Here is a 20,545-nt window from a genome sequence, read left to right on the forward strand (position 1 = left end):
AAGGCCCGCCTGATGATCTCCGCGCCCTCCCCCACCGGGTCCCTCGTCGAAGAATTTCAATACGGCCTGGCCGCACCGATCTGTCTGACCTGGGAGCTGACCTACGCGTGCAATCTCGCATGCATACATTGCCTGTCCAGCTCCGGCCGACGTGATCCACGCGAGCTGACCACGGCCGAATGCAAGTCGGTGATCGACGAACTCGAACGCATGCAGGTCTTCTATGTCAACATCGGTGGTGGCGAACCGACGGTCCGCCCCGACTTCTGGGAGCTGCTCGACTACGCCAACGCCCATCACGTCGGCGTGAAGTTCTCCACCAACGGCGTCAAGATCACCTCAGAGGTGGCGCAGAGGTTGGCGGCCAGCGATTACGTCGACGTACAGATCTCACTGGACGGTGCCACAGCAGAGGTCAATGATGCCGTCCGCGGAACCGGTTCTTACGCAACGGCGTTGCGCGCAATGCGGAATCTGTCGACCGCGGGTTTTGCGGACTTCAAGATCTCGGTGGTCCTCACCCGGCACAACGCTGGCCAGCTGGACGCATTCAAGGCAATCGCCGACGACCACGGTGCACAGCTCCGTATCACTCGACTGCGGCCCTCCGGCCGTGGCGCCGATGTCTGGAACGATCTGCACCCCACCTCCGCACAGCAGCGCGAGCTGTACGAATGGCTGCTGCGACATGGTGAACGGGTCCTGACAGGAGACTCGTTCTTCCACCTTGCGGGGTACGGCGAAGCGCTGCCCGGGTTGAATCTGTGCGGAGCGGGCCGGGTGGTCTGCCTCATCGACCCGATCGGTGATGTCTACGCCTGCCCGTTTGCGATTCATGACAACTTCCTGGCCGGCAACGTCCGCGGGCCGGGCGGATTCGAGCAGGTATGGCAGCAGTCGAGTCTGTTCTCCGATCTTCGACGCCCACAAAACGGCGGAGCGTGCACAACGTGTTCGGCTTTCGACGCGTGCCGCGGCGGATGCATGGCCGCGAAGTTCTTCACAGGGCTGCCATTGGATGGCCCGGACCCCGAGTGCGTCAAGGGGTTCGGTGCCGCGGCGCTGTCCGCGCTGCACGACGCGGAGTTGCCACGCCCTTCGCGCGACCACTCGCACCGCAGAGGTCGCGCCGTCGAATTGACGTTGGGGCGGAGGCAATCCGATCACCCGATGCCAGACCGTTCCTGTGACGAGAACCCGCTCGCTGGACTCTGGTCACCCGAGCTCGAGACCGGTCCGCGATGACCCGCCTCGCCAACCTCAGCTGGACACAAGTCGACGAGAACACTGCGTCGCCGACCATGCTCGTGATACCCATCGGGTCAACCGAACAGCACGGCCCGCATTTGCCGCTCTCCACCGACACCGATCTTGCTATTGCCCTGTGCGATCGGCTGGCAGCCGCGCATACGAACGTGCTCGTCGCACCTGCACTCGCCTACGGCTCTGCAGGTGAGCATGCCGGATTTCCCGGCACACTGTCGATCGGGCAAGCCGCGCTCGAATTGGTCGTGATCGAGCTGGTGCGGTCGGCGACCGACACCTTCGACCGCGTGTTGCTGGTGTCCGCCCACGGCGGAAACGCTGGACCCATCAGCCGCGCCGCGCGGCAATTGCGATCCGAATCCCGTGATGTGCACGTGTTCTGGCCGCTCTGGGACGGCGATCCACATGCGGGATTTCACGAGACGTCGATGATGTTGAGCTTGCACCCCGATCGGGTGCGAATGAACAACGCGGAACGCGGCAACACCCGACCGCTGGCCGAAATCCTCACGACTCTGCGGATTTCCGGTGTCGGTGCGATCAGCGCAAACGGAGTGCTGGGTGACCCGACGCATGCCAGTGCCGAAGCGGGCGCGGCTCTTCTGGACACCTTGTTCGCCGCGCTCCTGGATGCCGTGGCGGCATGGCCGACGCTGGTGGCACCATGACCGGCCGTGTCGCCCTCGTCACCGGTGCCGCACGCGGAATTGGCGCAGCAACCGTTCGCGCCCTGGTGACCGAAGGCTGGTCGGTGCTCGCCGTCGATCGTGCAACCGACGACCCGGACCTGCCTTACCCGATGGCATCGCGGGCCGACCTCGATCGGGTGGTATCCGAGAATTGCTCCCGCGCAGGAGACTCTGGCCGGGTTCAGGGTTATGTCGCCGATGTCCGTGATCACGCGGCGCTCGCCTCCGCTGTGGCGGAGGCCGAACGACGCTGGGGCGGACTCGACGCCGCGATCGCATGTGCCGGAGTCATCGCCGGCGGTGTGCCGCTGTGGCAGATGCCGACATCCCAGCAGCAGGCGGTGCTGGATATCGACCTAGGCGGTGTAATCACCCTTGCCGCAGTGTCGATTCCAGCTTTGCTGCGCCGGCCCGAACCTCGATCAGGGCGATTTCTCGCGATCGCGTCGTCGGCGGCTACCCGCGGTATGCCTATGCTCGCGACCTACTGTGCAGCCAAAGCTGGTGTGGCAGGACTGATCCGCGCGTTGGGCGCAGAGTTGGGTGGAACGGGGATCACCGCCAACGCGGTCAGCCCAGGGTCGACGGATAGCCCGATCCTGGCCGAGAGCGCCCGGCTCTACGGTCTGCCGGATGCCCAAAGTTTCGCTGTGCAACAGCCGTTCGGGCGGCTGCTGCACCCCGACGAGATCGCTGCCACCCTGCTGTTCCTGGCAGGCTCCGCAAGCACCGGGATCACCGGAGCAGTCCTTCCGGTAGATGGCGGGCTTTCTCTGTGAATATCCCCTTCCCACGGGGGTTTCGGATCGCCCTCGACCCAACCACTCGTCAGCTCGACCGACGTACCGTTCGCGGCGGGTCGCCTGCCCGAATAGTACGGTTTTCCGTAGCCGGCCAGGCAGCGTGGAACGAGCTCCGCTCAGGGCCGGTCGTTTCGACGGCGGGTGCCATCCTGGCGCGCCATCTCACCGATCGTGGCCTCGCCCATCCGCGTCCGCCGACATCGGACACCCCGCTATCCGTCACGATCATTATTCCAGTGCGCGACCGGCTTCCACAGGTCGCACGTTGCCTGGCCGCACTCGACCGGGCATACCCCATCGTCGTTGTCGACGACGGCTCTCAGGACGCAGACGGGGTCGCACGGCTGGCCGAGATGTACTCGGCAACGCTGGTGCGCAGATCCTGCTGTGGCGGACCGGCTGCTGCGCGTAACAGCGGGCTGATTTTCGCAGACACCGACCTTATCGCGTTTCTCGACAGCGACTGCGTGGCGGAACCGGGTTGGATCCAAAGGCTGGCAGACCATCTCGCAGACCCCTTGGTGGCTGCGGTTGCCCCGCGAATTTTGGCCCTACCTTCGATCACCACGGCCGGGCGATATGCCGCTGCGGCCGGCAGCTTGGACATGGGTCCACGTGAAAGCCGGGTGGCCCCGGGTACTCGTGTTTCATACGTACCCACCGCAGCGCTGCTTGTACGCCGCGAAGCTCTGCAGAGGATCGGAGCTTTCGATGAGCAACTCCGTTACGGAGAGGACGTCGATCTTGTCTGGCGGCTGCACGACGCGGGCCTCCGCATCCGCTACGAGCCCGCTGTGTGCCTCCGACACGAGGAGCCGCAGACGTGGTGGGCGCTGCTATCGAGACGGTTCCATTACGGAACGTCCGCCGCGCCACTTGCACTGCGTCATCCGACAGCGATTACTCCGCTCGTCGTGGCGACCTGGCCGACCGCGACCTCTGTCGCAGCACTCGCCGGCCGACCGGTCGCAGCCGTCGTCGGGCTCATCGGGACCTTCCTGACCACGAAATCCACACTGCGCCAAGCACAATTGCCAACCGATGAAGGTCCCACGATAGTCGCCGAAGCTTGTTGGCGGACCCTCGTCGGAATCGCCCGATACACCAACCAGTTCGCTGCACCGCTTCTCCTCATCGCCTTGGTGCGTCCCCCTGGCGCGACAACAGCCAGGCGTCGGAGGAACACGGCGAGAGCTGTCGCACTGATACTCGTTGCCCCGATGACGGCTTTCGTTCGTGACCGTCCTCAGCTGGACATCATCCGATTCACAGCGGCCCGCCTGGCGGACGACATCGCATACGGCATGGGTGTATGGGCGGGCTCATTGCGACACCGCACGGTGATTCCTCTTCGACCAACACTGATCCGCCCGTCAGGCAGACCCCGTGGCACCGACGCCACACACTGAAAGGACTGAGAACCATGGGTAACGACTGGTTCGAAACGGTTGCCATTGCGCAACTTCGAGCAAAAAAGCGCCTGCCCAAATCCGTCTATGGAGCCTTGATTGCCGGCTCGGAGAAGGGCCTGACCCTGCAAGACAATCAAGCCGCCTTCGGCGAGCTCGGCTTCGCGCCCCACGTGGCCGGACAAGCCGCAACCCGCGATCTCTCCACCACGGTGATGGGCCAGTCTCTGTCTCTGCCGGTGATGATCTCGCCCGTCGGAGCTCAGGCCGTTCACCCCGACGCAGAGGTCGCGGTTGCCCGCGCGACACACGCCCGTGGCACCATCATGGGGTTGAGCTCCTTCGGTACCAAACCGTTGGAGGAGGTCATCACAGCCAACCCGCGGACCCTGCTGCAGGTCTACTGGTCCGGGGACAAAGACCGGCTCGTTCAACGCATCGAACGGGCACGCGCAGCTGGTGCGGTGGGATTGATCCTCACCCTGGACTGGTCGTTCTCGCACGGCCGAGACTGGGGCAGCCCAACAATTCCGGAGCGAGTGAACCTCAACGCGATGCTGCGTTTCGCGCCAGAAGTCATCACGCACCCGCGCTGGCTCGCGAGCTACGCCAGAACCTTGCGCGTGCCCGACCTAACCGTGCCGAACATGGCCACACCCGGCGCGCCGACGCCAACCTTCTTCGGCGCCTACGGCGAATGGATGCAGACTCCGCCGCCGTCCTGGGCAGACGTGCAATGGCTCGTCGAGCAATGGGGCGGCCCGATAATGCTGAAAGGTGTCATGCGCGTCGATGACGCCAGACGAGCAGTGGATGCCGGCATCACCGCCATCTCCGTTTCCAATCACGGCGGTAATAACCTCGACAGCACCCCGGCATCCATCCGCGCGCTTCCCGCGATCGCCGCAGCTGTCGGCGATCAACTCGATGTCGTCCTCGACGGAGGTGTACGGCGAGGAAGCGACGTGGTCAAGGCCGTCGCGCTCGGCGCGAAGGCTGTCATGATCGGACGCGCGTACCTGTGGGGCCTGGCGGCCAATGGTCAAGCGGGCGTTGAGAACGTCCTCGATATCATGCGCGGCGGCATCGATTCGGCCATGCGCGGACTGGGCCGCTCCAGCGTCCATGAACTTTGCCCGGCGGACGTGATCATCCCGCCCGGGTTTACTCGCACCATCGGCGCGGAGTAGGCCTCGCACCTCTGGTGGTGTCGTCGTGAATGCGTCGGCGTGAACCAGACCCGTGGGGGCAGTCGGGACACCCAATCGCCCGAACTCACAGGCCCGTAAAGGCCGTGTGGGTGCGGGTGATTGGCTTCCAGGAGGCTGCTGCAGTCAGGGAACTGATCGGCTTCTGACGCGGCTTCGAGAGTGCCGACAGAAACTCGGCTCAGCAGACTCGCTGACCGTGGGTGTAGACATTCATCGCATCACCGCGAAGGAAGCCGATCAGAGTCAGTCCGGCCTCCTGGGCGAGTTCGATCGCAAGCGAAGACGGCGCAGATACCGCGGCCAGCATAGCGATTCCACTCATAACCGCCTTTTGCACAAGCTCGAATGACGCACGTCCACTTACCAGAAGCACCGTCTGGCTCAGCGGCAACATGTCGCGCTGCACCGCCCACCCCACAACCTTGTCGACTGCATTGTGTCGCCCCACGTCCTCCCTCACGACATGAAGTTCACCCTGCACGTCGAACAGGCCTGCGGCGTGCAGACCACCTGTGCTGTCGAACGCCTTCTGCTCCTTGCGCAACATCTCGGGCAACCTCTGAAGAGTCGCCGCCGACATCCTCGTCTCACCGGCATCGACCTGATATCGGCTGCGAAGCCGGACGGCATCCAGCGACGCCTTCCCGCACACACCACACGACGATGTTGTGTAGAAGTTCCGGTCGAGCCCGAGCGCGGGCACCGGAACCCCATCCGCAAGAGTGACGTCGACGACGTTGTAGGTGTTCCCTTCCTCGATGGCGCCACCGCAGTATCGAACAGTGCTGACGTCCTCCCGGCCGCCGATGATTCCCTCGGTCAACAAGAATCCGTGCGCAAGCTCGAAATCTGCGCCGGGTGTGCGCATGGTGACAGCGACGGGCCGACCGTTCATCCGCAATTCCATCGGCTGCTCGACTACAACGGTGTCGGTGTATCGCTTCTTGGCTGCACCGCGCACCCTTTGCACCGGCGTCCGCGTCGTAACCCGTCCCATCAGCCCGCCCGCCGGACGAGCTTGATCGAAATCGCCTTGGACACTGGTGTGTTGGAACGGTCGGCGACATGGTCCAGTGGCACGAGTGGATTCGTTTCCGGGTAGTAGGCTGCGGCGTTTCCAGGTGGGGTGGGATAGGTGACCAACCGGAAGTTCTCGGCAACGCGTCGTTCCACTTCCCCGTCTGCACGTGTCCATTCCGAGACGAGATCCGCCCTGTCCCCGTCGGCGAAGCCGAGCCGCTCCAGATCGATCGGATTGATGAACAGAACCCGCCGACCGCCTGCTACACCCCGGTACCTGTCGTCGAGCCCGTACACCGTGGTGTTGTACTGATCGTGGCTGCGGAGAGTCTGCAGGATCAACCCGTCGGCAGGCACCGGCACGGATCTCATCGGGTTCACAGCGAAATTCGCTTTCCCGCTGCGGGTTTCGAATATCCGAGCATCTCGGGGCGGGTGCGGCAGCACGAATCCGTCGGGCTTGCGGACCCGAGCGTTGAAATCAGTGAAGCCCGGCACTACCCGTGCGATCGAGTCGCGGATCGTGTCGTAGTTCGACGCGAACCGCGCCCAAGGCACCGAATGTTCCGGGCCGAACAGTGTTTCGGCGAGTTCGCACACGATCACGACCTCGCTGCGCAACTGGGGCCCAGCCGGTTTCAACCTCCCCCTCGACAGATGGACCACCGACATCGAGTCCTCGACCGTTACCGCTTGCGCGACCCCCGCCTGGAGATCCTTGTCCGTTCGACCGAGTGACGGCAGGATCAGTGCGGTACTGCCGTGCACGAGGTGACTGCGGTTGAGCTTGGTCGACACCTGCACGGTCAACGTACACTTGCGCAACGCTGCCGCAGTGGCGTCCGAGTCGGGGGTGGCCGCTGCGAAATTACCGCCCATGGCCATGAATACGCGGGCACGTCCATCGCGCATAGCGCGGATCGCGTCCACCGTGTCGTAGCCGTGTTCGCGTGGGCACGTGATTGCGAACTCCGCATCGAGAGCTGCGAGGAAAGACTCGGGCATCTTCTCCCAAATCCCCATCGTGCGGTCACCCTGGACATTGGAATGCCCGCGCACTGGGCAGACACCGGCACCGGCTTTTCCGATCATCCCGCGGAGCAGCAGGAGGTTGACCGCGTCGGTGATGGTTGCGACGCCATGGGTCTGCTGGGTCAAACCCATGGCCCAGCAGATGACCGTCCGCCGCGAGTTCACCAATTGCGAAGCGGTATCGGCGATCTGGTCCAAGGTCAGACCGGTCGCATCCACGACCGCCTCGAGATCAACCCTTCTGATGTGCTCCACATATTCGTCGAAGCCCGCGCAGTGTCTGTCGATGAAGTCGCGGTCGAGGACCGTGCCCGGGCTGCGATCTTCTGCCTCGACGACAAGCCGACCCAGCGCCTGGAAAAGGGCTTGATCACCGCCGATCCGGATTTGCAGAAACGTGTCGGCGATGGCTACGCCCGATCCCACGATGCCGTGCACCTTCTGCGGATCCTTGAACCGGAGCAGACCTGCCTCCGGTAACGGGTTCACGGCGATGATCCTGGCGCCGTTGGCCTTTGCCTTCTCGAGCGTGGACAGCATACGCGGATGGTTGGTGCCAGGATTCTGTCCTGCCACGATGATGAGGTCAGCATGCTCGAGGTCGACGACCGACACCGAACCCTTCCCGATTCCGATCGAGTCGGTCAAAGCCGTGCCCGACGATTCGTGGCACATGTTCGAACAGTCTGGCAGGTTGTTCGTGCCGAAGGCCCGGATCATCAGCTGATAGACGAAGGCTGCCTCGTTGGAGGTACGCCCGGAGGTGTAGAAAACCGCTTCATGCGGACTATCCAGTTCGAGCAGCGCATCCGCGATGAGCCGGTAAGCATCACTCCAGCTGATCGGCGTGTAGTGCGACGCACCCGGGCGCAACACCATCGGATGAGTCAAACGACCCTGTTGCCCCAGCCAATAGTCTGTGCGGCCGAGTAGGTCATGCACGGAATGGGCAGCGAAGAACTCCGGTGTCACCGTGCGCCGGGTGGCTTCCTCGGCCACCGCCTTTGCGCCGTTCTCGCAGAACTCCGCATGCTTGCGGTGCCCCGGCGCCTCAGGCCAGGCGCAACCAGGACAATCGAAACCGCCGCGCTGATTCAACGCGGCCAGCGTTCGCACCGTTCGTACGACGCCCATCTGTTCGATGCCGCGACGCATCGATACCACGACTGCGGGCACACCTGCTGCAGACGCCTTCTCCGGCGATACCACGACGTCGTTCTCGTCGTAGGCGAAAGGATCCATCGAGTCGGCAACTCCGTTCGGTGTCAGTGATACTCAAATATTCACGAAAGCCACCGGCCCCTGCCGTTGACGGTCACTGTGCCGGAAGACCTTGTGGCCAAAGCCGATACGTCGCGTGTTCACACTGCCGAGCATCCACTCGTTCCGGGCCGATCGTAACAGATGCGAGAACGATCGTTTCCTGATACATCTCGGCATCCGTCTCGGTAGGTCCTCCAAAAGATCCTTGAAGCAGTCGATTCGGCACACGCCTTCACTAACGATCCTACTTTCGGAACGATCGTTTCACGACTCTCAAGCTCAGATCGAGCACATGATCCATGTCATACACTGCTCCATCGTTCGGCAAGAGGCAGGGCGTCCACTGCGTACGCCTACGGCGCACGAACCGGCCCGACCGCGGTAAACGATCTCGACTCCTGGATTGGCGCGCGACCAGGACGGACCGAAGGCGTCCCAGAGCAGGCTGCGGACCGGAACCCGATTCGCCGTGCCGCTGACCTGAGACGTCCTGCGATGCCACGGGCTCTCGGAACAAGCCCTGGAGAAGCTCCGCCAACACCGACAGCCAGAACAGCGTCGATCAACACCCCGCCCCACCGCGACGGCCGATCCAGCCGAGCAGGTCCTGCTTCCGGTATGTGTAGTTACCGAGGTCGATCGGACCCTGCGATTCGGCGGACGCCGCGCCCGCTTCACCCGAGCGGAGCGATGGAAGGCGCGCACGACGTGGTCGGATGCGATCGGCGGGGATATTCTGACTGGTGTGCCGCGGTTGCGAGCAACAGATGGTTGACGGCGACCCACTCGAGACGCAGCGTGATGTCAGAGTCGACGTCATCACGGAATTGAGTACGGCCGGGTTCGAAGACGCCGACGAGATCGGCCGGGGCGGTTTCGGTGTGGTGTACCGGTGCAGTCAGATAGCCGCCGGCCGCACGGTGGCAGTCAAAGTTCTCACCGGCGAACTTCAGGAGAATCGGGAGCGTTTCCTGCGAGAGCAACGTGCGATGGGTCGGCTCACCGGTCATCCGAATATCGCCAGCATGCTCGAGATCGGGGAGACCGCAACCGGGCGTCCGTACCTGGTGATGCCCTATTACTCCCGAGGCTCCCTCGACGCACGCATCCGGCGAGACGGTCCCCTGCCACTCTCCCAGGTCCTGCACCTCGGAGTGAAGATCGCGGGGGCGATGGAGACGGCCCATCGGATGGGTGTTCTGCATCGTGATGTCAAACCGGCCAATATCCTGCTGACCGATTACGGCGAGCCGGCGCTGACGGACTTCGGGATCGCCCACTTCGCCGGCGGGTACGAGACAACGTCCGGTTCCATCACAGGCTCGCCCGCCTTCACCGCACCCGAAGTACTCGGCGGTCAGACAGTGAGTCCCGCCTCGGATGTGTACGGGCTGGGCGCCACATTGTTCTGCGCACTCACTGGGCACGCCGCTTTCGAACGCCGCAGCGGCGAACAAATGGTGGCTCAATTCGTGCGGATCACCACCCACCCGATCCCGGACCTGCGTGAGTCCGGCATCCCCGAGGACGTGTGCGCGACCGTCGAGACGGCGATGGCTCGTGACCCGCACGACCGTCCCACCGCAGCGGAGTTGGGTGAGCAGCTGCGCCAGATACAGCGAGACCACGGTTTTTCGGTCGACGAGATGGCGCTGCCTGCCGAGTCCGACGCCGCACAGGAATCTGCCACCACTTCGAAAGATGCAGTGCCACACCAGGTTGCAACTTTCCGCGGCGACAAGTTGCGGGCGGGGACGGGAAACCTCCCCTTGGAGCTGACCAGCTTCGTCGATCGCAGGACCCCGCTGTCCGAAGTCAAGAACCTGTTGTCCGGCTCACGTCTGGTGACGCTGACCGGGATCGGGGGCGTAGGCAAGTCACGGCTCGCCTTGCGGGTCGCTCACAACCTGCAGCGGAAATTCAGGAACGGGACATGGCTGATCGAGTTGGGCGACCTGCGTGACGCGGAGTCGCTGCCGAGCGTCGTGGCTGCCATCTTCGGTCTGTCCGACCGCGGCGGTGGGTCGACACTCGACACGCTGATCGAGTTACTGGCCCCCCATGATCTGCTCCTGGTACTGGACAACTGCGAACATATGGTCGAGGCCGTCGCACAACTGGCCGAATCGCTCATGCGAGCCTGCCCGGACGTGCGGATCCTGGCCACCAGTCGCGAGGCCCTGGATATCGAAGGGGAAGCGGTATACCCGCTGCCGCCACTGGACACACCCGATCCGGCCACCAAGCCGCCGTTGCGGACTGTGGCACGCTACGACGCGGTGACACTCTTCGCAGAACGGGCAGCCGCGGCAGTGCCCGGGTTCGAGGTGAGCGACGACAACAGGTTGTATGCCGCCAGGGTCTGTGCACGGCTGGACGGCCTACCGCTGGCGATAGAACTGGCCGCCGCGCGCCTGCGGACGATGTCCGTCGAACAGATTCTGGCCCGGCTGGACGACCGCTACGCTCTCCTGACTCGGGGCAGCCGCAGCGCACCCAGGCGGCAGCAGACGATGCATTACAGCATGGACTGGAGCTATGACCTGTGCACACCGGACGAACAGCGGCTGTGGAGTCGATTATCGGTGTTCACCGGCGGGTTCGAACTCGACGCGGTCCTGCGGGTGTGTTCCGCCGGCATGACCGAGCCGGATTTGCTCGATACGTTGTCGGGCCTGGTGGACAAATCGATCCTCATCCGGAAGGAAGTGGCCGGCTCGGTGCGGTTCCAGATGCTCGAGACGGTCCGCGAATTCGGTCAGGAGAAGGGCGAGGAGTCCGGAGAGTATGCCCTCCTGCGCCGACAGCATCGGGAATGGTGCGAGCAACTGGCGGACGAGGTGGATGCCAACTGGATCGGACCGCACCAGATGGACTGGGTCGAACGGCTCGAGCGCGAGCTACCGAATCTTTGGAAAGCGCTGGAGTTCAGCCTGACCGAGTCCGAGGACAGCGGGCTGCGGATCGCTACCACCCTGTACGTGTTCTGGCTGTTGCGGGGCAGGATCAGCGAGGGTCGCCGGTGGTACGAACGGGTTCTCGCCCGCCCGTCCGGAGGCCGGACGGTGGACCGCGCCAAGGCGCTCTACGCCGCCAGCTTGATGGCAGGGCTTCAGGGTGACCTGCAGACCGCCGCTGGCCAGATTACGGAACTGGCCAGCCTGACCGCACAGACAGCCGACCCGATGGTCCCGGCGCTGCTTGCGCACGCCCATGCAAATTACGATTTCATCTGTAGCGAGCATGATCCGTCCCGGAGGGTTGCCGATCTGGAATACGCGCTGCGCGCCTACGAGCTCTGCGGTGACCGCGGAATGCAGTTGGACGCTCAGAACACGCTGGGATGGGCCTACGCACTGCAAGGCGATACCTCCCGAGCCCTCGCCTGCCAGCAGAAGGCACTCGACCTCACCGAATCCGCCGGTGAAACGATCTATCGGTCGTGGGCACTGTGGTCAGGGGGATTCGCCGCGTACCGCGGCGGTGAGCCCGACCGTGCCACGCGCTCACTCGCAGAGGGAATTCGACTGGCCCACAGGGCCGCCGATCCGCTCGTCACCGCCGGCTGTCTCGAGACGCTGGCCTGGATCGCCGCGGAACAGCTCGATGCTCAGCGTGCGGCTGTCCTCATGGGCGCGGCGGATACCTTAGGACGCCTGGCCGGCACCTCCGCCATCTTTCTTACCGAAATGCTCGCCCATCATGACGAATGCGAGCAGCGCAGCCGCCGAGCGCTCGGTGCACGCGCATTCGATGCCGCCCGACAAGAGGGCGCCTCGATGAGTCTCGATGCCGCAGTCGCATTCGCACTCGGCGAGCGATCCCGAGCCACCTCGTCGGCCGATCGTCCGCTCGAGAACCTCACCGCACGCGAACGCCAGGTCGCCAACCTCGTCGCCGAGGGACTGACCAACAAGGCAATCGCCGACCGCCTGGTAATTTCGCCGCGGACCGCGCAAGGGCACGTCGAGCATATTCTCACCAAACTGGGCTTCACCTCGCGCACGCAGATCGCGGCGTGGGCCATAACCCAGACCCATGACGCGGCCGAGTAATCGAATGCTCACACTCACGTTCGGCGAAGTGATCCAGCGAGTGCCGGCCACCCTCACCAAGGGCGCATTGCGCACCTATGGCACCCATCTCACATGGCCCGAACAGCATTGCAGCGAGCGCTCGATCAGCTCTTGAAGGCGGACCTCGTGGAGCGGCCCAAGCGGTGCAGGCCAACACTCGATCCAACCGGCGTCGCGCGGAGGTTCCAGTGCCGTCGAGCATTTCGTCGCTGCAGTCCGTCGTGTCTACCCCCTATGCCGAGAACAGCGGTTGGATCCGCCCTGGCGACAACCCTGCCCGCCCAGGTAGCCAAACCGGTCCGGCGTGCCGCCCACCGATACACGATCCCATCGCACCAACTGGCCGAGATCTGCACGGTCGCAGCCACATCCGGCAACGCCCCAGAGCTCGGCTCACTTATCCTGCGCCTGCACATCCAAACCGCCTGTCGCCGCGGCAGCGCACTCGCTCTGCGTCCGCACGACCTCGACCCAGACCAGTGTTTGGTCTTCCTCCGCGAGAAGGGGGAACCGGAGGCTGGCAACCGATCTCCCCCACTTTGAACGGGGGAAGGATCGCTGCAGGGAGCCGCACAGCTGGTCTACTCCGCGGACCATTCGGCGACGACGACGTCCGCGACGAGCATCGGCGCGGATAAGGCCCAGCGACGGGAGATCTCGAGGATCGACGCTCGTAGATCTCGGCCGGATCGATCTCGGTGATCACCGTCGTGTTGGCGCGGGTTCCGTTGCGCGAGTTGCCCGTTCCACGGTCGGCCAGGCCGTGCTTCTCATAGACTACGTGCTCGGCGTTCTCCGCCTCGAGAGCAGATTCGAGCACGATCTTGGTCATGTGGTTGAGCAGCCTGCGGGGCCGATCAGGTCGATGCCCGGCTCACCATGGCGGCCAGTGCGTCCGACATGAGTCAGTCTCTTGCTGCTGAACCAATCAGGCTCGGCTCATCCGACCGAGATCGGATCCGTCACACTCCCTCACCGCGCCGGATGGCGAAGCACGGCAGCCGATCTACCGATCGAGCCGGAGACCGGTGCGGACCTCTGACACTCACCTGTCGGCGGGCCCTTCCAGCAGGTGAATGCCCGCGGCTGCTATCCGGCTGACGCGCCGCGTCGTCTGGGACCGGCGCGCCCCCGGCCCTTGTCGACCGGTGCCTCTGCAGGGCCGCGCAGCCGGAAATAGGTATGTCGTGGGTAGTTCTGCCGTCGCGGGTAGGGCCCTGCGTGACGCAGGCTCGTCAGTGACAGCGCAGGCAAGAACTGGCGAGGATTCCGATGTTCGACCACAAACCGGAGAACCCACGACACCACGGCGGCACGACCCTGATGATCCGGCGTTGCACCGACTGTGCAACGTTGGTCGCGCCAATGACCAACGCCTGCTCATCGTGCCGAGCCACGACCCTGGACTGGGTACCCTCCTCGGGCACCGGGTCGATCGTGTCGTGGAAGGTGGCACACCACCCCTCGAACGCCGGAACGTGGGAGCAGTCCACGGTCGCCATCGTCGAACTAGACGACGGCCCCTGGATCTACTCCACGATCTACGGTGAACTCCCACCACCCTCGGACCAGCCGATCCGTGTCCGATACGAACCCGACCCGCCCGAGGACCGGTTCCCGGTCTTCGCCATCGACACCACCGATCCACAGACCCCGACCGCCAGCACCCCGCCCGACCGCGCGCCCGCGAACGATCCCAAGAGCCCGCAGTCGGTGACATCCCCGGCGGCACACACCACCGGCGACCCGGGATGGGTTCGTTCGTCGATGACGCACTGCGATTTCCTGGCGGCCCACAAATCACTCGACACGGCCGCGAGATCCGTGGTCGAGTTCGCGATCCGACGGGCCCCCTCCGGCGGCGCCAGCGCCGGCGAGCTGCTCGTCGCCTTCGGCGTCACCCGCTGGCGGTTCGTGCAGATGATCCGCGAGGCCCTCACCCAACGCCCCAGCGACACCCGCGACGCGCGCACGCTCAAACGCAACCTGCTCGACTCGCTGTCATGGGCGTGGCGCGCCTACCCCGACTCCTCGCCCGCCTACGTCCCCGGCTAACACGAAAGTTTCGATTCCGCTGTTCTGCAAAGAAATTCGGCAACGAGTAAGGCGACAACGACGTGCCTGATCCGCTTCCTTCCCGACACGATCACCCCCAGGCGTCCGGCACCGGTATACGGCGCGATCACCGAGCCGGACGTCTCGCAGCGGTTCGGCGTAAACGCCGTGTTCGTCGGTTTTGAATGGAAGCAGTTACGCGCCGAACCGATCGCGCCGCGAGTCATCACCGGCCGTATCGGCCCTGGCACACACCCCTCGCTGGAAGAGCTAATAGCAGAGTGGATGCAATGGGAACCTGGGTCGACCTGGTCACCCGGCGCGCTCGACGCCGCGGTGCACCTGGCGACCGACATTCTGCCCGCTGTGGCCGCGGGCGCGAAGACCTCCAGCTTGGCAGGCAGGCGCCGTGACAGCATCGGTGGACAGTGCGGAGTCGCCGGGCGCCGCCGCTGAAGCGTACTCAGTAGTACGGGATGGATGTGAATTCGTCTGCTGTCGACGTGAATTGGTTGCCGGTTTGCTGCATCACCGGGTGCGGATTTCCGCGCGGAGTGCCATCAGGTTCCAGATAATCCGGGTTGAACCAGACCTGTTCGGCCTGGCCGATGACTATGCCGTGGTCGCCACCGAGATCCAGGCGCGTGATGGTGCGGCAGCTCATCCATCCGATTCCAGACGACACGACGGGCCCGTACTCCGACGCCTGGTGATCCAGCGTCAGTCCGCTCGCTGCCAGCTTCTCGGCGGGCCCGGCCAGGGGGAAGTGCGAGTAGCGGGCGCCGAGCTTCCACACCGCTTCGAGCTGATCGAACACTGGCACCGACACCGTGAATCCCGCTGCAGTTTGCAGGGTTTCATAGGTTGACCACTGCTTGTATACCGCGAGCGCGATCTGCTGCGGCTGGGTGGACACCGAGGTAAGATTCGAGACCGGAATCAGGTTCGGTGTCTTGTCCGCGCTCACGGTTCCGATCAGGTAGGCGATGCGTGGTGCGAGCAGCCGGTGAGCGCGTTCAATCGCATTGTCACTGCTCATCGGGTTCCTTTCTCGGCGTGAACATGCGTACGGCCTCGCCGAGTGTGCGCCGGTCCGGTGTGGCGGCCAACCCCGCCAGATCGGACCTGATGCCGTTCAGCGCGGATTTGACCTGCGGGATGCGTTGTCCGGCAGGTATTGCCAGCACCGGCTCCAGGTGGGCCAGTGCGGCATCGGGGCCGGTGAGGTGCAGGTCTGCGCGGGCAAGGGTCACCCGCGCGAGGGTGAGTGTGGCCGACCAGGTTTGCGTCGAGGTGGGTGCGTACAGGCTGATCACATTCTCGGCCTCGGACTTTGCGCGTGTCCACTCCCGGAGCTGGGCATAGGCGGTCGCGTCGTAATAGTGCTGGCGGGCAAGGGAGAACGCGAACACCGGCCCCAGGTCGGTCAGGCTCTCGTGCTCGGGCAGCCGGTCGCGTTCGCGGCGTGCGGCATCCATGGCCGCGAACGCTGCGCTGCGGTTGCCGATCTGCGAATGGGCACGAGCGACGAGCCCAGACAGCCGGACGTGTGAAATCCCGTGCGGCGTAATGGCCTTGCCAGCTTCCTCGAGGACGCGGGCGGGCGGCTCCCACCACGACGCGATCATCGCGCGCGTGCAGTACACCCAGTTCTCGAGGGAACGGTGACCAGCCAGCCTGGCGAACGCGGCAGCCGAGTCGGTTTGGATCATCGCCGCATGCGGCTCGGCCAGATCATGCGACACCGACGCCAGCAGCGTGCAGGTAGCCGCGAGCAACACGTAGAGCTGTTGAAGATCGCTGAGCTTGCCGGCGCGCTGGATCACCGCGGCGAGGCGGTCGCGCAGCACGGTCAGCTCGACGAATATCCGATCCAGGTCAGGGCAGAGGACATAGTCCGTGGCGAGCCGGTGCAGCGTCTCAGCGCACTCACTCATCGTCGTTGGTTCGACGGGGCTGCGATCGATCACGCTCGTCAGCAGCGCGGAATCGTGAGCAGCGGCCAACACCGCGTACCGCAATCCGGTCGCGGCCGCTCCACCGATGCCCAAGATACGCAATGCGTCTCGGCGATTCGTCGAATCACCTCCATGGTCTGTGACAACGTCGTCACTGCTCCCAGCGGAAGCGGACGCCTGTGCCAGCGCCTCGAACCTGGAGCGTGTCGCGGTGTCGGCGCCTGCGAGAACATCATCCAGCATCCGCACGCTCGCGGCCTGCAGTCTGCGGGTGATGCCATCTTCCCACAGCGTGATGGTTCGCTTCGACACGCGAAGCCGCTTCGCGAACTCGCGTCTGCTTTCCTTCAGTGCTATTCGAAGCGCGCGGATCTCACGCGCTGTCCACTCGACCTCGACCATAGGTCTGCTCCCTGCTTGCGGTCGGTTTGAGCCGGAAAGTACCCGTTTCTACCCAGTTAGGCACTCGAATTACCCCGGTCGAGACCGGCACGCTCGAAGACAGGCACCGGCGTCATGTGCGAACCGAACACCCCCTTTCTGGTTGCACACAACGGTCCGCCGGTGCCGCCCTCTCACGGGCCAACTCAGGAGGCATTCGACCGTGGACCTGGTACTTGCCCTCATTATTGCCGTAACAGCGGTGCTCGGGGCCACTCATATGGCCAGCCGCCCAAGACATCTCGGCGCACACCACGAACACCCCCGCATCAGCCTGGCCGAGATCCAGGCCCGCCTCGACGCCGAACAGGCGGCAGGCGAATACCGATCATGATCAGCTCTCCGACCGAGCTCGGCCGCCAGCTCGTCCTGGGCACCGGGGTCCATCCGATCCTGCCGGACTGGCATGCGCTGATGGCCGCGTTCTGTGGGCACATCGGCGATCAACCCGACGCCCATCCGGTCACCCAATGCGCCCGCGCGCTGGCCGAAACCCACCACGCCTACCGCGGTTTCAGTCAGGGCGGACTCTTCTATATCGGCACGTGCGAAGTCCTGGTGGCATCGATCGACGCATGGGTGGACTTGCACGCCCCGCACGCCGATCGGTGTCCGCGACTGCTGGGTGCCGCCGTCGATGAAATGGCGCTCGCGCAGCTTGACGCCAACGAAACCCTGCGGACGTGCCGAGACGGGCGAGACGAGCGGGTGCACGCCGCTTTTCACCGGCTGGCGATCCTGGCCGGCCGGTGGACCGACCTTGTGGCCGAGGTGGTCGACGGCCAACCCCCATTCCCGAAGGACGAACACCGATGACACACCTGACACGTCACGGCGAGCCGAGCCTGTTCGCGGACCGCGGCTACCTCGCACCGGTGCAGTGGACCACTGGCCAGGCCGCACGTGCACTGGCGCACTATCTCGGATCGGTGCACAGCCAGAACCGAACCACCGTCGTGCGCAATGCCCACGTGCACGAGCAGTGGGCGCGTGACCTGGTCCAGACACCGCCGCTGATCAACCGGGTCGCGGGCCTGATCGGCCCTGAGGCCGGGATCGATCAAACGTTCCTGGTGATCAAGTGGCCCGATGACCAGACCGAGGTGCCGATGCATCAGGACGGGGTGAGCGTCGATATCGAGCTGGATCCGGTGCGGTCGGTGTCGTGCTGGCCGTCGATCAGTGATGCCCCCGAAGCCGCTGGCGCCCTGCAATTCTCGCTGGGCTCGCACCGCTGGGGATACCTCCCGCACGACTTCGACGACACCGGCGCGCTGGCCGCGCACGACCACCCGCGGCTGACCGGCTGCGAATTCACCACGGTCCCAACGACCGCCGGCGAGGCACTGCTGTTCGACACCCGCCTGTTGCACCGGTCCGGCCCGAACGCGACGCGGCGCCCCCGCATCGGCCTGAACATCGTCTACGCCCACCGAAGCGCCTACCGGCGCGGCGCGGCTACCACCCGCGAAGGGTGGCAGCCCCTCAAGCTTCTGTGACCAAACCGGTTACGGGAGAACCCTATTCACCATATTTCTGGTAGGGAGAAACACCATGTCGGCACTCACCATCGCGCCCACGCTCGATGCCGTCATCCCCGACAACCCCGAGGCCATGATCCGCGTGCTCGAGGGCGAAGGCCCCGGCACCCCGCGCCGTGGCAACAAGACCCTGTTCGCCAAATCCGAGTGCAGCTACTACTGCCGCACCGCCGACATCGCCGCCGCGGTGATCGAGGCACTGCGCGAATCCGACGAGCGACTGCGGTCCCGCCCCCAGGAACTCATGCTGTGGGACTGGCAGCACACCTGGTTCAAACCCGAACGCGACAGCGAGACCGGCGCAGGCTGGGCCGTTCTCGGCGTGGCCTGGTACGACCCCGCCTTCTACACCGAGCGGCGCGGCGCGTACCTGTCGAGAATGCACACCCTCATCTACGGCGGACTCGGCCTGACCATCGACGACGTCGAGGTGACGCACTATCTGGTCGACCGCGACTCTCAGGCGGCCTGATCAGCTGAATCCGTGCGGGTGGTGGACGTTGGCTCCGCCACCCGCACGCTGCGCGTCCGGGGCGCCCACGCGACTGCGAATGTGATCGCCCAGGCCGTAATCGCGACCAGCGCCAGCGCGGTGCCCCCGACGATGAACCCCCGCGCGGGTGCGGGCGCGATCAGCGCTGGAATGATCGCCATGCCCGCAGTCCCTGCCGAACGCATCACGGTGTGGTTGACCGTGAGCAGCCGCAGCCTCGCGGGCTGCGGGTGCGAGGCCAGCTGGGTGCCGAGCGTGATCGAGATGAACGGGGTCACGAACCCGGACAGAGCCGCGAAAACGAGCACCAGGGCGAGGCTGTGAGCGACGCCGGTCGCGACCATCAGCACACCGGCCGCCGCCCAGGCCAGACAGAACCTCGGCAGGAACGCAGCCGGCCGGATCCGAGCCGCGGTGAGATTTCCCGCCAGCCCTGCGGTCCCGGTCGCGGTGAGCATCCACCCGTACGCCGAAGGGCCCGCACCGATCTGGTGCGCGAGCAGCAGCGGCAACCCGATTCCCGGCAGGGCAGTCAAGAACAAACCTGCGCCATGAACCACGAACGCAGCACCGAGGGCAGGCCGCTCACGCAGCAGTGCCCGCGCCGAGGCGGTCCGGTCCCGCTGTTGCGCCGAGCCCGTGGCCAAGGGCTGCGCCGGCGCGCTTGCCGCGCCCGTGGCAGCTAGATACAGCAATGCCACCACCGACACCACGAAAGTCATTGTGTCCGCAATGAACAGCGCTGCTACGGGCACTATCACCAGCAGGACACCGGCCAGTGCCGGGCCCGCGATCCGCGCGATCCGGCCGTTGAGATCCATGGCCGCGACCAGGGCGTGCCGCTCATCCTCGTCGACCAGATCGGGAACCAGGGCACCGAGGGAAGGATCGAAGACCGCGGCCAGCGCGCCCAGCACCGCGGCGGCGGCCAGCATGGCGGCAATGCCGCCGACGTTCCACAGCAGCGGCATCACACCGACGAGAACCGCGCGGAAAGCATCGATCGCGGCCAGGGTCCGAAAAACGGCGCAACGCTGAACCAGGCGCGCACCGAAGGCGCCGATCACGATGAACGGCACCGATTCGGCGATAGCGACCGCGCCCATGACCACCGGGCCGGACCGTTCCAGCGCCAACCACATGATCGCCAGCGCATAGAACCTGTCACCGAGGACCGATAGCAGCTGCGCGGACCAGATCGCGAGAATCCGAGGGCGGCGTAGCAACATCGGCAACGGCACAGCGCGCGACGATAGTCGATCAGCTCGGATCCGTCCGCGCGCCGCCC

18 protein-coding genes are annotated in these 20,545 nt (G+C 65.0%); 13 read left to right on the plus strand and 5 right to left on the minus strand.

The window, feature by feature from the left end; all coding sequences use genetic code 11:
• The first annotated feature begins 12 nt into the window (after positions 1-12).
• Genes mftC through mftD form a run of 5 tightly spaced genes read left to right on the plus strand, consistent with a single transcriptional unit; the run spans position 13 to position 5,357 of the window.
• On the plus strand, positions 13-1,245 hold the full coding sequence (mftC, locus tag ACFXIV_RS42960; protein WP_379403525.1) for a mycofactocin radical SAM maturase: 1,233 nt from the start codon (positions 13-15) through the stop codon (positions 1,243-1,245).
• Complete coding sequence (mftE, locus tag ACFXIV_RS42965; protein WP_379403524.1) at positions 1,242-1,934, plus strand: mycofactocin biosynthesis peptidyl-dipeptidase MftE; 693 nt, start codon at positions 1,242-1,244, stop codon at positions 1,932-1,934. Before mftC ends, mftE begins: the two co-directional genes overlap by 4 nt.
• Positions 1,910-2,734 carry a mycofactocin-coupled SDR family oxidoreductase gene (locus ACFXIV_RS42970; protein WP_379421442.1) on the plus strand — a complete coding sequence of 275 codons (825 nt, stop codon included), beginning with the start codon at positions 1,910-1,912 and terminating at the stop codon, positions 2,732-2,734. The genes mftE and ACFXIV_RS42970 overlap by 25 nt, the downstream gene beginning before the upstream one ends.
• A complete protein-coding gene (gene mftF / locus ACFXIV_RS42975; protein WP_379403522.1) occupies positions 2,731-4,167 on the plus strand; it encodes a mycofactocin biosynthesis glycosyltransferase MftF in 1,437 nt (478 codons plus the stop codon). The genes ACFXIV_RS42970 and mftF overlap by 4 nt, the downstream gene beginning before the upstream one ends.
• A 14-nt stretch (positions 4,168-4,181) precedes the next feature.
• Positions 4,182-5,357: a pre-mycofactocin synthase MftD gene (gene mftD, locus ACFXIV_RS42980; RefSeq protein ID WP_379403521.1), complete on the plus strand. Its 1,176-nt coding sequence runs from the start codon at positions 4,182-4,184 to the stop codon at positions 5,355-5,357.
• Between the two features lie 199 nt (positions 5,358-5,556).
• Here the strand turns inward: mftD and fdhD are convergent, their stop codons facing one another.
• Both fdhD and ACFXIV_RS42990 read right to left on the minus strand, forming a co-directional pair.
• Positions 5,557-6,375 (minus strand): formate dehydrogenase accessory sulfurtransferase FdhD, encoded by an 819-nt coding sequence (gene fdhD / locus ACFXIV_RS42985; protein ID WP_379403520.1) that lies wholly within the window; start codon positions 6,373-6,375, stop codon positions 5,557-5,559.
• Positions 6,375-8,672 (minus strand): FdhF/YdeP family oxidoreductase, encoded by a 2,298-nt coding sequence (locus ACFXIV_RS42990; RefSeq protein ID WP_379403519.1) that lies wholly within the window; start codon positions 8,670-8,672, stop codon positions 6,375-6,377. Before ACFXIV_RS42990 ends, fdhD begins: the two co-directional genes overlap by 1 nt.
• 788 nt (positions 8,673-9,460) lie before the next feature.
• Between ACFXIV_RS42990 and ACFXIV_RS42995 the strand changes: the two genes are divergently transcribed.
• The 4 genes from ACFXIV_RS42995 to ACFXIV_RS43010 all read left to right on the plus strand — a co-directional run bounded on the left by ACFXIV_RS42995 (position 9,461) and on the right by ACFXIV_RS43010 (position 15,280).
• On the plus strand, positions 9,461-12,748 hold the full coding sequence (locus ACFXIV_RS42995; RefSeq protein WP_379403518.1) for a protein kinase: 3,288 nt from the start codon (positions 9,461-9,463) through the stop codon (positions 12,746-12,748).
• A 4-nt stretch (positions 12,749-12,752) separates the two neighbouring features.
• Positions 12,753-12,884 (plus strand): hypothetical protein, encoded by a 132-nt coding sequence (locus ACFXIV_RS43000; RefSeq protein WP_379403517.1) that lies wholly within the window; start codon positions 12,753-12,755, stop codon positions 12,882-12,884.
• 1,250 nt (positions 12,885-14,134) lie between these two features.
• On the plus strand, positions 14,135-14,824 hold the full coding sequence (locus ACFXIV_RS43005) for a Zn-ribbon domain-containing OB-fold protein (RefSeq protein WP_379421443.1): 690 nt from the start codon (positions 14,135-14,137) through the stop codon (positions 14,822-14,824).
• Positions 14,825-15,109: 285 nt separating this feature from the next.
• Positions 15,110-15,280: a hypothetical protein gene (locus ACFXIV_RS43010; protein WP_379404710.1), complete on the plus strand. Its 171-nt coding sequence runs from the start codon at positions 15,110-15,112 to the stop codon at positions 15,278-15,280.
• 7 nt (positions 15,281-15,287) lie between these two features.
• Here the strand turns inward: ACFXIV_RS43010 and ACFXIV_RS43015 are convergent, their stop codons facing one another.
• Positions 15,288-15,863 carry a flavin reductase family protein gene (locus ACFXIV_RS43015; protein ID WP_379404708.1) on the minus strand — a complete coding sequence of 192 codons (576 nt, stop codon included), beginning with the start codon at positions 15,861-15,863 and terminating at the stop codon, positions 15,288-15,290.
• A complete protein-coding gene (locus ACFXIV_RS43020) occupies positions 15,853-17,184 on the minus strand; it encodes a helix-turn-helix domain-containing protein (protein ID WP_379404707.1) in 1,332 nt (443 codons plus the stop codon). The genes ACFXIV_RS43015 and ACFXIV_RS43020 overlap by 11 nt, the downstream gene beginning before the upstream one ends.
• 202 nt (positions 17,185-17,386) lie before the next feature.
• Here ACFXIV_RS43020 and ACFXIV_RS43025 point away from each other — a divergent pair, with 202 nt between their 5' ends.
• From ACFXIV_RS43025 to ACFXIV_RS43040, 4 genes are read left to right on the plus strand one after another with little or no spacing between them, the layout of a single operon-like run.
• Entirely contained in the window at positions 17,387-17,557 is a 171-nt protein-coding gene (locus tag ACFXIV_RS43025; protein ID WP_379404706.1) for a hypothetical protein, read from the plus strand.
• Positions 17,554-18,039 carry a DUF4254 domain-containing protein gene (locus ACFXIV_RS43030; RefSeq protein WP_379404705.1) on the plus strand — a complete coding sequence of 162 codons (486 nt, stop codon included), beginning with the start codon at positions 17,554-17,556 and terminating at the stop codon, positions 18,037-18,039. Before ACFXIV_RS43025 ends, ACFXIV_RS43030 begins: the two co-directional genes overlap by 4 nt.
• Positions 18,036-18,722, plus strand: a complete 687-nt coding sequence (locus ACFXIV_RS43035; protein WP_379404703.1) for a phytanoyl-CoA dioxygenase family protein — start codon at positions 18,036-18,038, stop codon at positions 18,720-18,722. Before ACFXIV_RS43030 ends, ACFXIV_RS43035 begins: the two co-directional genes overlap by 4 nt.
• 55 nt (positions 18,723-18,777) lie before the next feature.
• Complete coding sequence (locus ACFXIV_RS43040) at positions 18,778-19,236, plus strand: hypothetical protein (RefSeq protein ID WP_379404702.1); 459 nt, start codon at positions 18,778-18,780, stop codon at positions 19,234-19,236.
• Here ACFXIV_RS43040 and ACFXIV_RS43045 read toward each other — a convergent pair.
• On the minus strand, positions 19,224-20,498 hold the full coding sequence (locus ACFXIV_RS43045) for an MFS transporter (RefSeq protein ID WP_379404700.1): 1,275 nt from the start codon (positions 20,496-20,498) through the stop codon (positions 19,224-19,226). The two genes, ACFXIV_RS43040 and ACFXIV_RS43045, sit on opposite strands and share 13 nt — an antisense overlap.
• Between the last annotated feature and the right edge of the window lie 47 nt (positions 20,499-20,545).

The organism is Nocardia sp. NPDC059236 (assembly GCF_042754085.1).
Lineage (GTDB): Bacteria > Actinomycetota > Actinomycetes > Mycobacteriales > Mycobacteriaceae > Nocardia.

Coding starts and splice junctions, on each gene's coding strand:
- ACFXIV_RS43015 (WP_379404708.1), bottom strand. CDS start 15,863: ATGAGCAGTGACAATGCGATTGAACGCGCTCACCGGCTGCTCGCACCA.
- ACFXIV_RS42995 (WP_379403518.1), top strand. CDS start 9,461: ATGGTTGACGGCGACCCACTCGAGACGCAGCGTGATGTCAGAGTCGAC.
- mftC (WP_379403525.1), top strand. CDS start 13: ATGATCTCCGCGCCCTCCCCCACCGGGTCCCTCGTCGAAGAATTTCAA.
- ACFXIV_RS43030 (WP_379404705.1), top strand. CDS start 17,554: ATGATCAGCTCTCCGACCGAGCTCGGCCGCCAGCTCGTCCTGGGCACC.
- ACFXIV_RS43010 (WP_379404710.1), top strand. CDS start 15,110: ATGCAATGGGAACCTGGGTCGACCTGGTCACCCGGCGCGCTCGACGCC.
- mftE (WP_379403524.1), top strand. CDS start 1,242: ATGACCCGCCTCGCCAACCTCAGCTGGACACAAGTCGACGAGAACACT.
- ACFXIV_RS43040 (WP_379404702.1), top strand. CDS start 18,778: ATGTCGGCACTCACCATCGCGCCCACGCTCGATGCCGTCATCCCCGAC.
- ACFXIV_RS43000 (WP_379403517.1), top strand. CDS start 12,753: ATGCTCACACTCACGTTCGGCGAAGTGATCCAGCGAGTGCCGGCCACC.
- ACFXIV_RS43020 (WP_379404707.1), bottom strand. CDS start 17,184: ATGGTCGAGGTCGAGTGGACAGCGCGTGAGATCCGCGCGCTTCGAATA.
- fdhD (WP_379403520.1), bottom strand. CDS start 6,375: ATGGGACGGGTTACGACGCGGACGCCGGTGCAAAGGGTGCGCGGTGCA.
- ACFXIV_RS42990 (WP_379403519.1), bottom strand. CDS start 8,672: ATGGATCCTTTCGCCTACGACGAGAACGACGTCGTGGTATCGCCGGAG.
- ACFXIV_RS43005 (WP_379421443.1), top strand. CDS start 14,135: ATGACCAACGCCTGCTCATCGTGCCGAGCCACGACCCTGGACTGGGTA.
- ACFXIV_RS42970 (WP_379421442.1), top strand. CDS start 1,910: ATGGCCGACGCTGGTGGCACCATGACCGGCCGTGTCGCCCTCGTCACC.
- ACFXIV_RS43035 (WP_379404703.1), top strand. CDS start 18,036: ATGACACACCTGACACGTCACGGCGAGCCGAGCCTGTTCGCGGACCGC.
- mftD (WP_379403521.1), top strand. CDS start 4,182: ATGGGTAACGACTGGTTCGAAACGGTTGCCATTGCGCAACTTCGAGCA.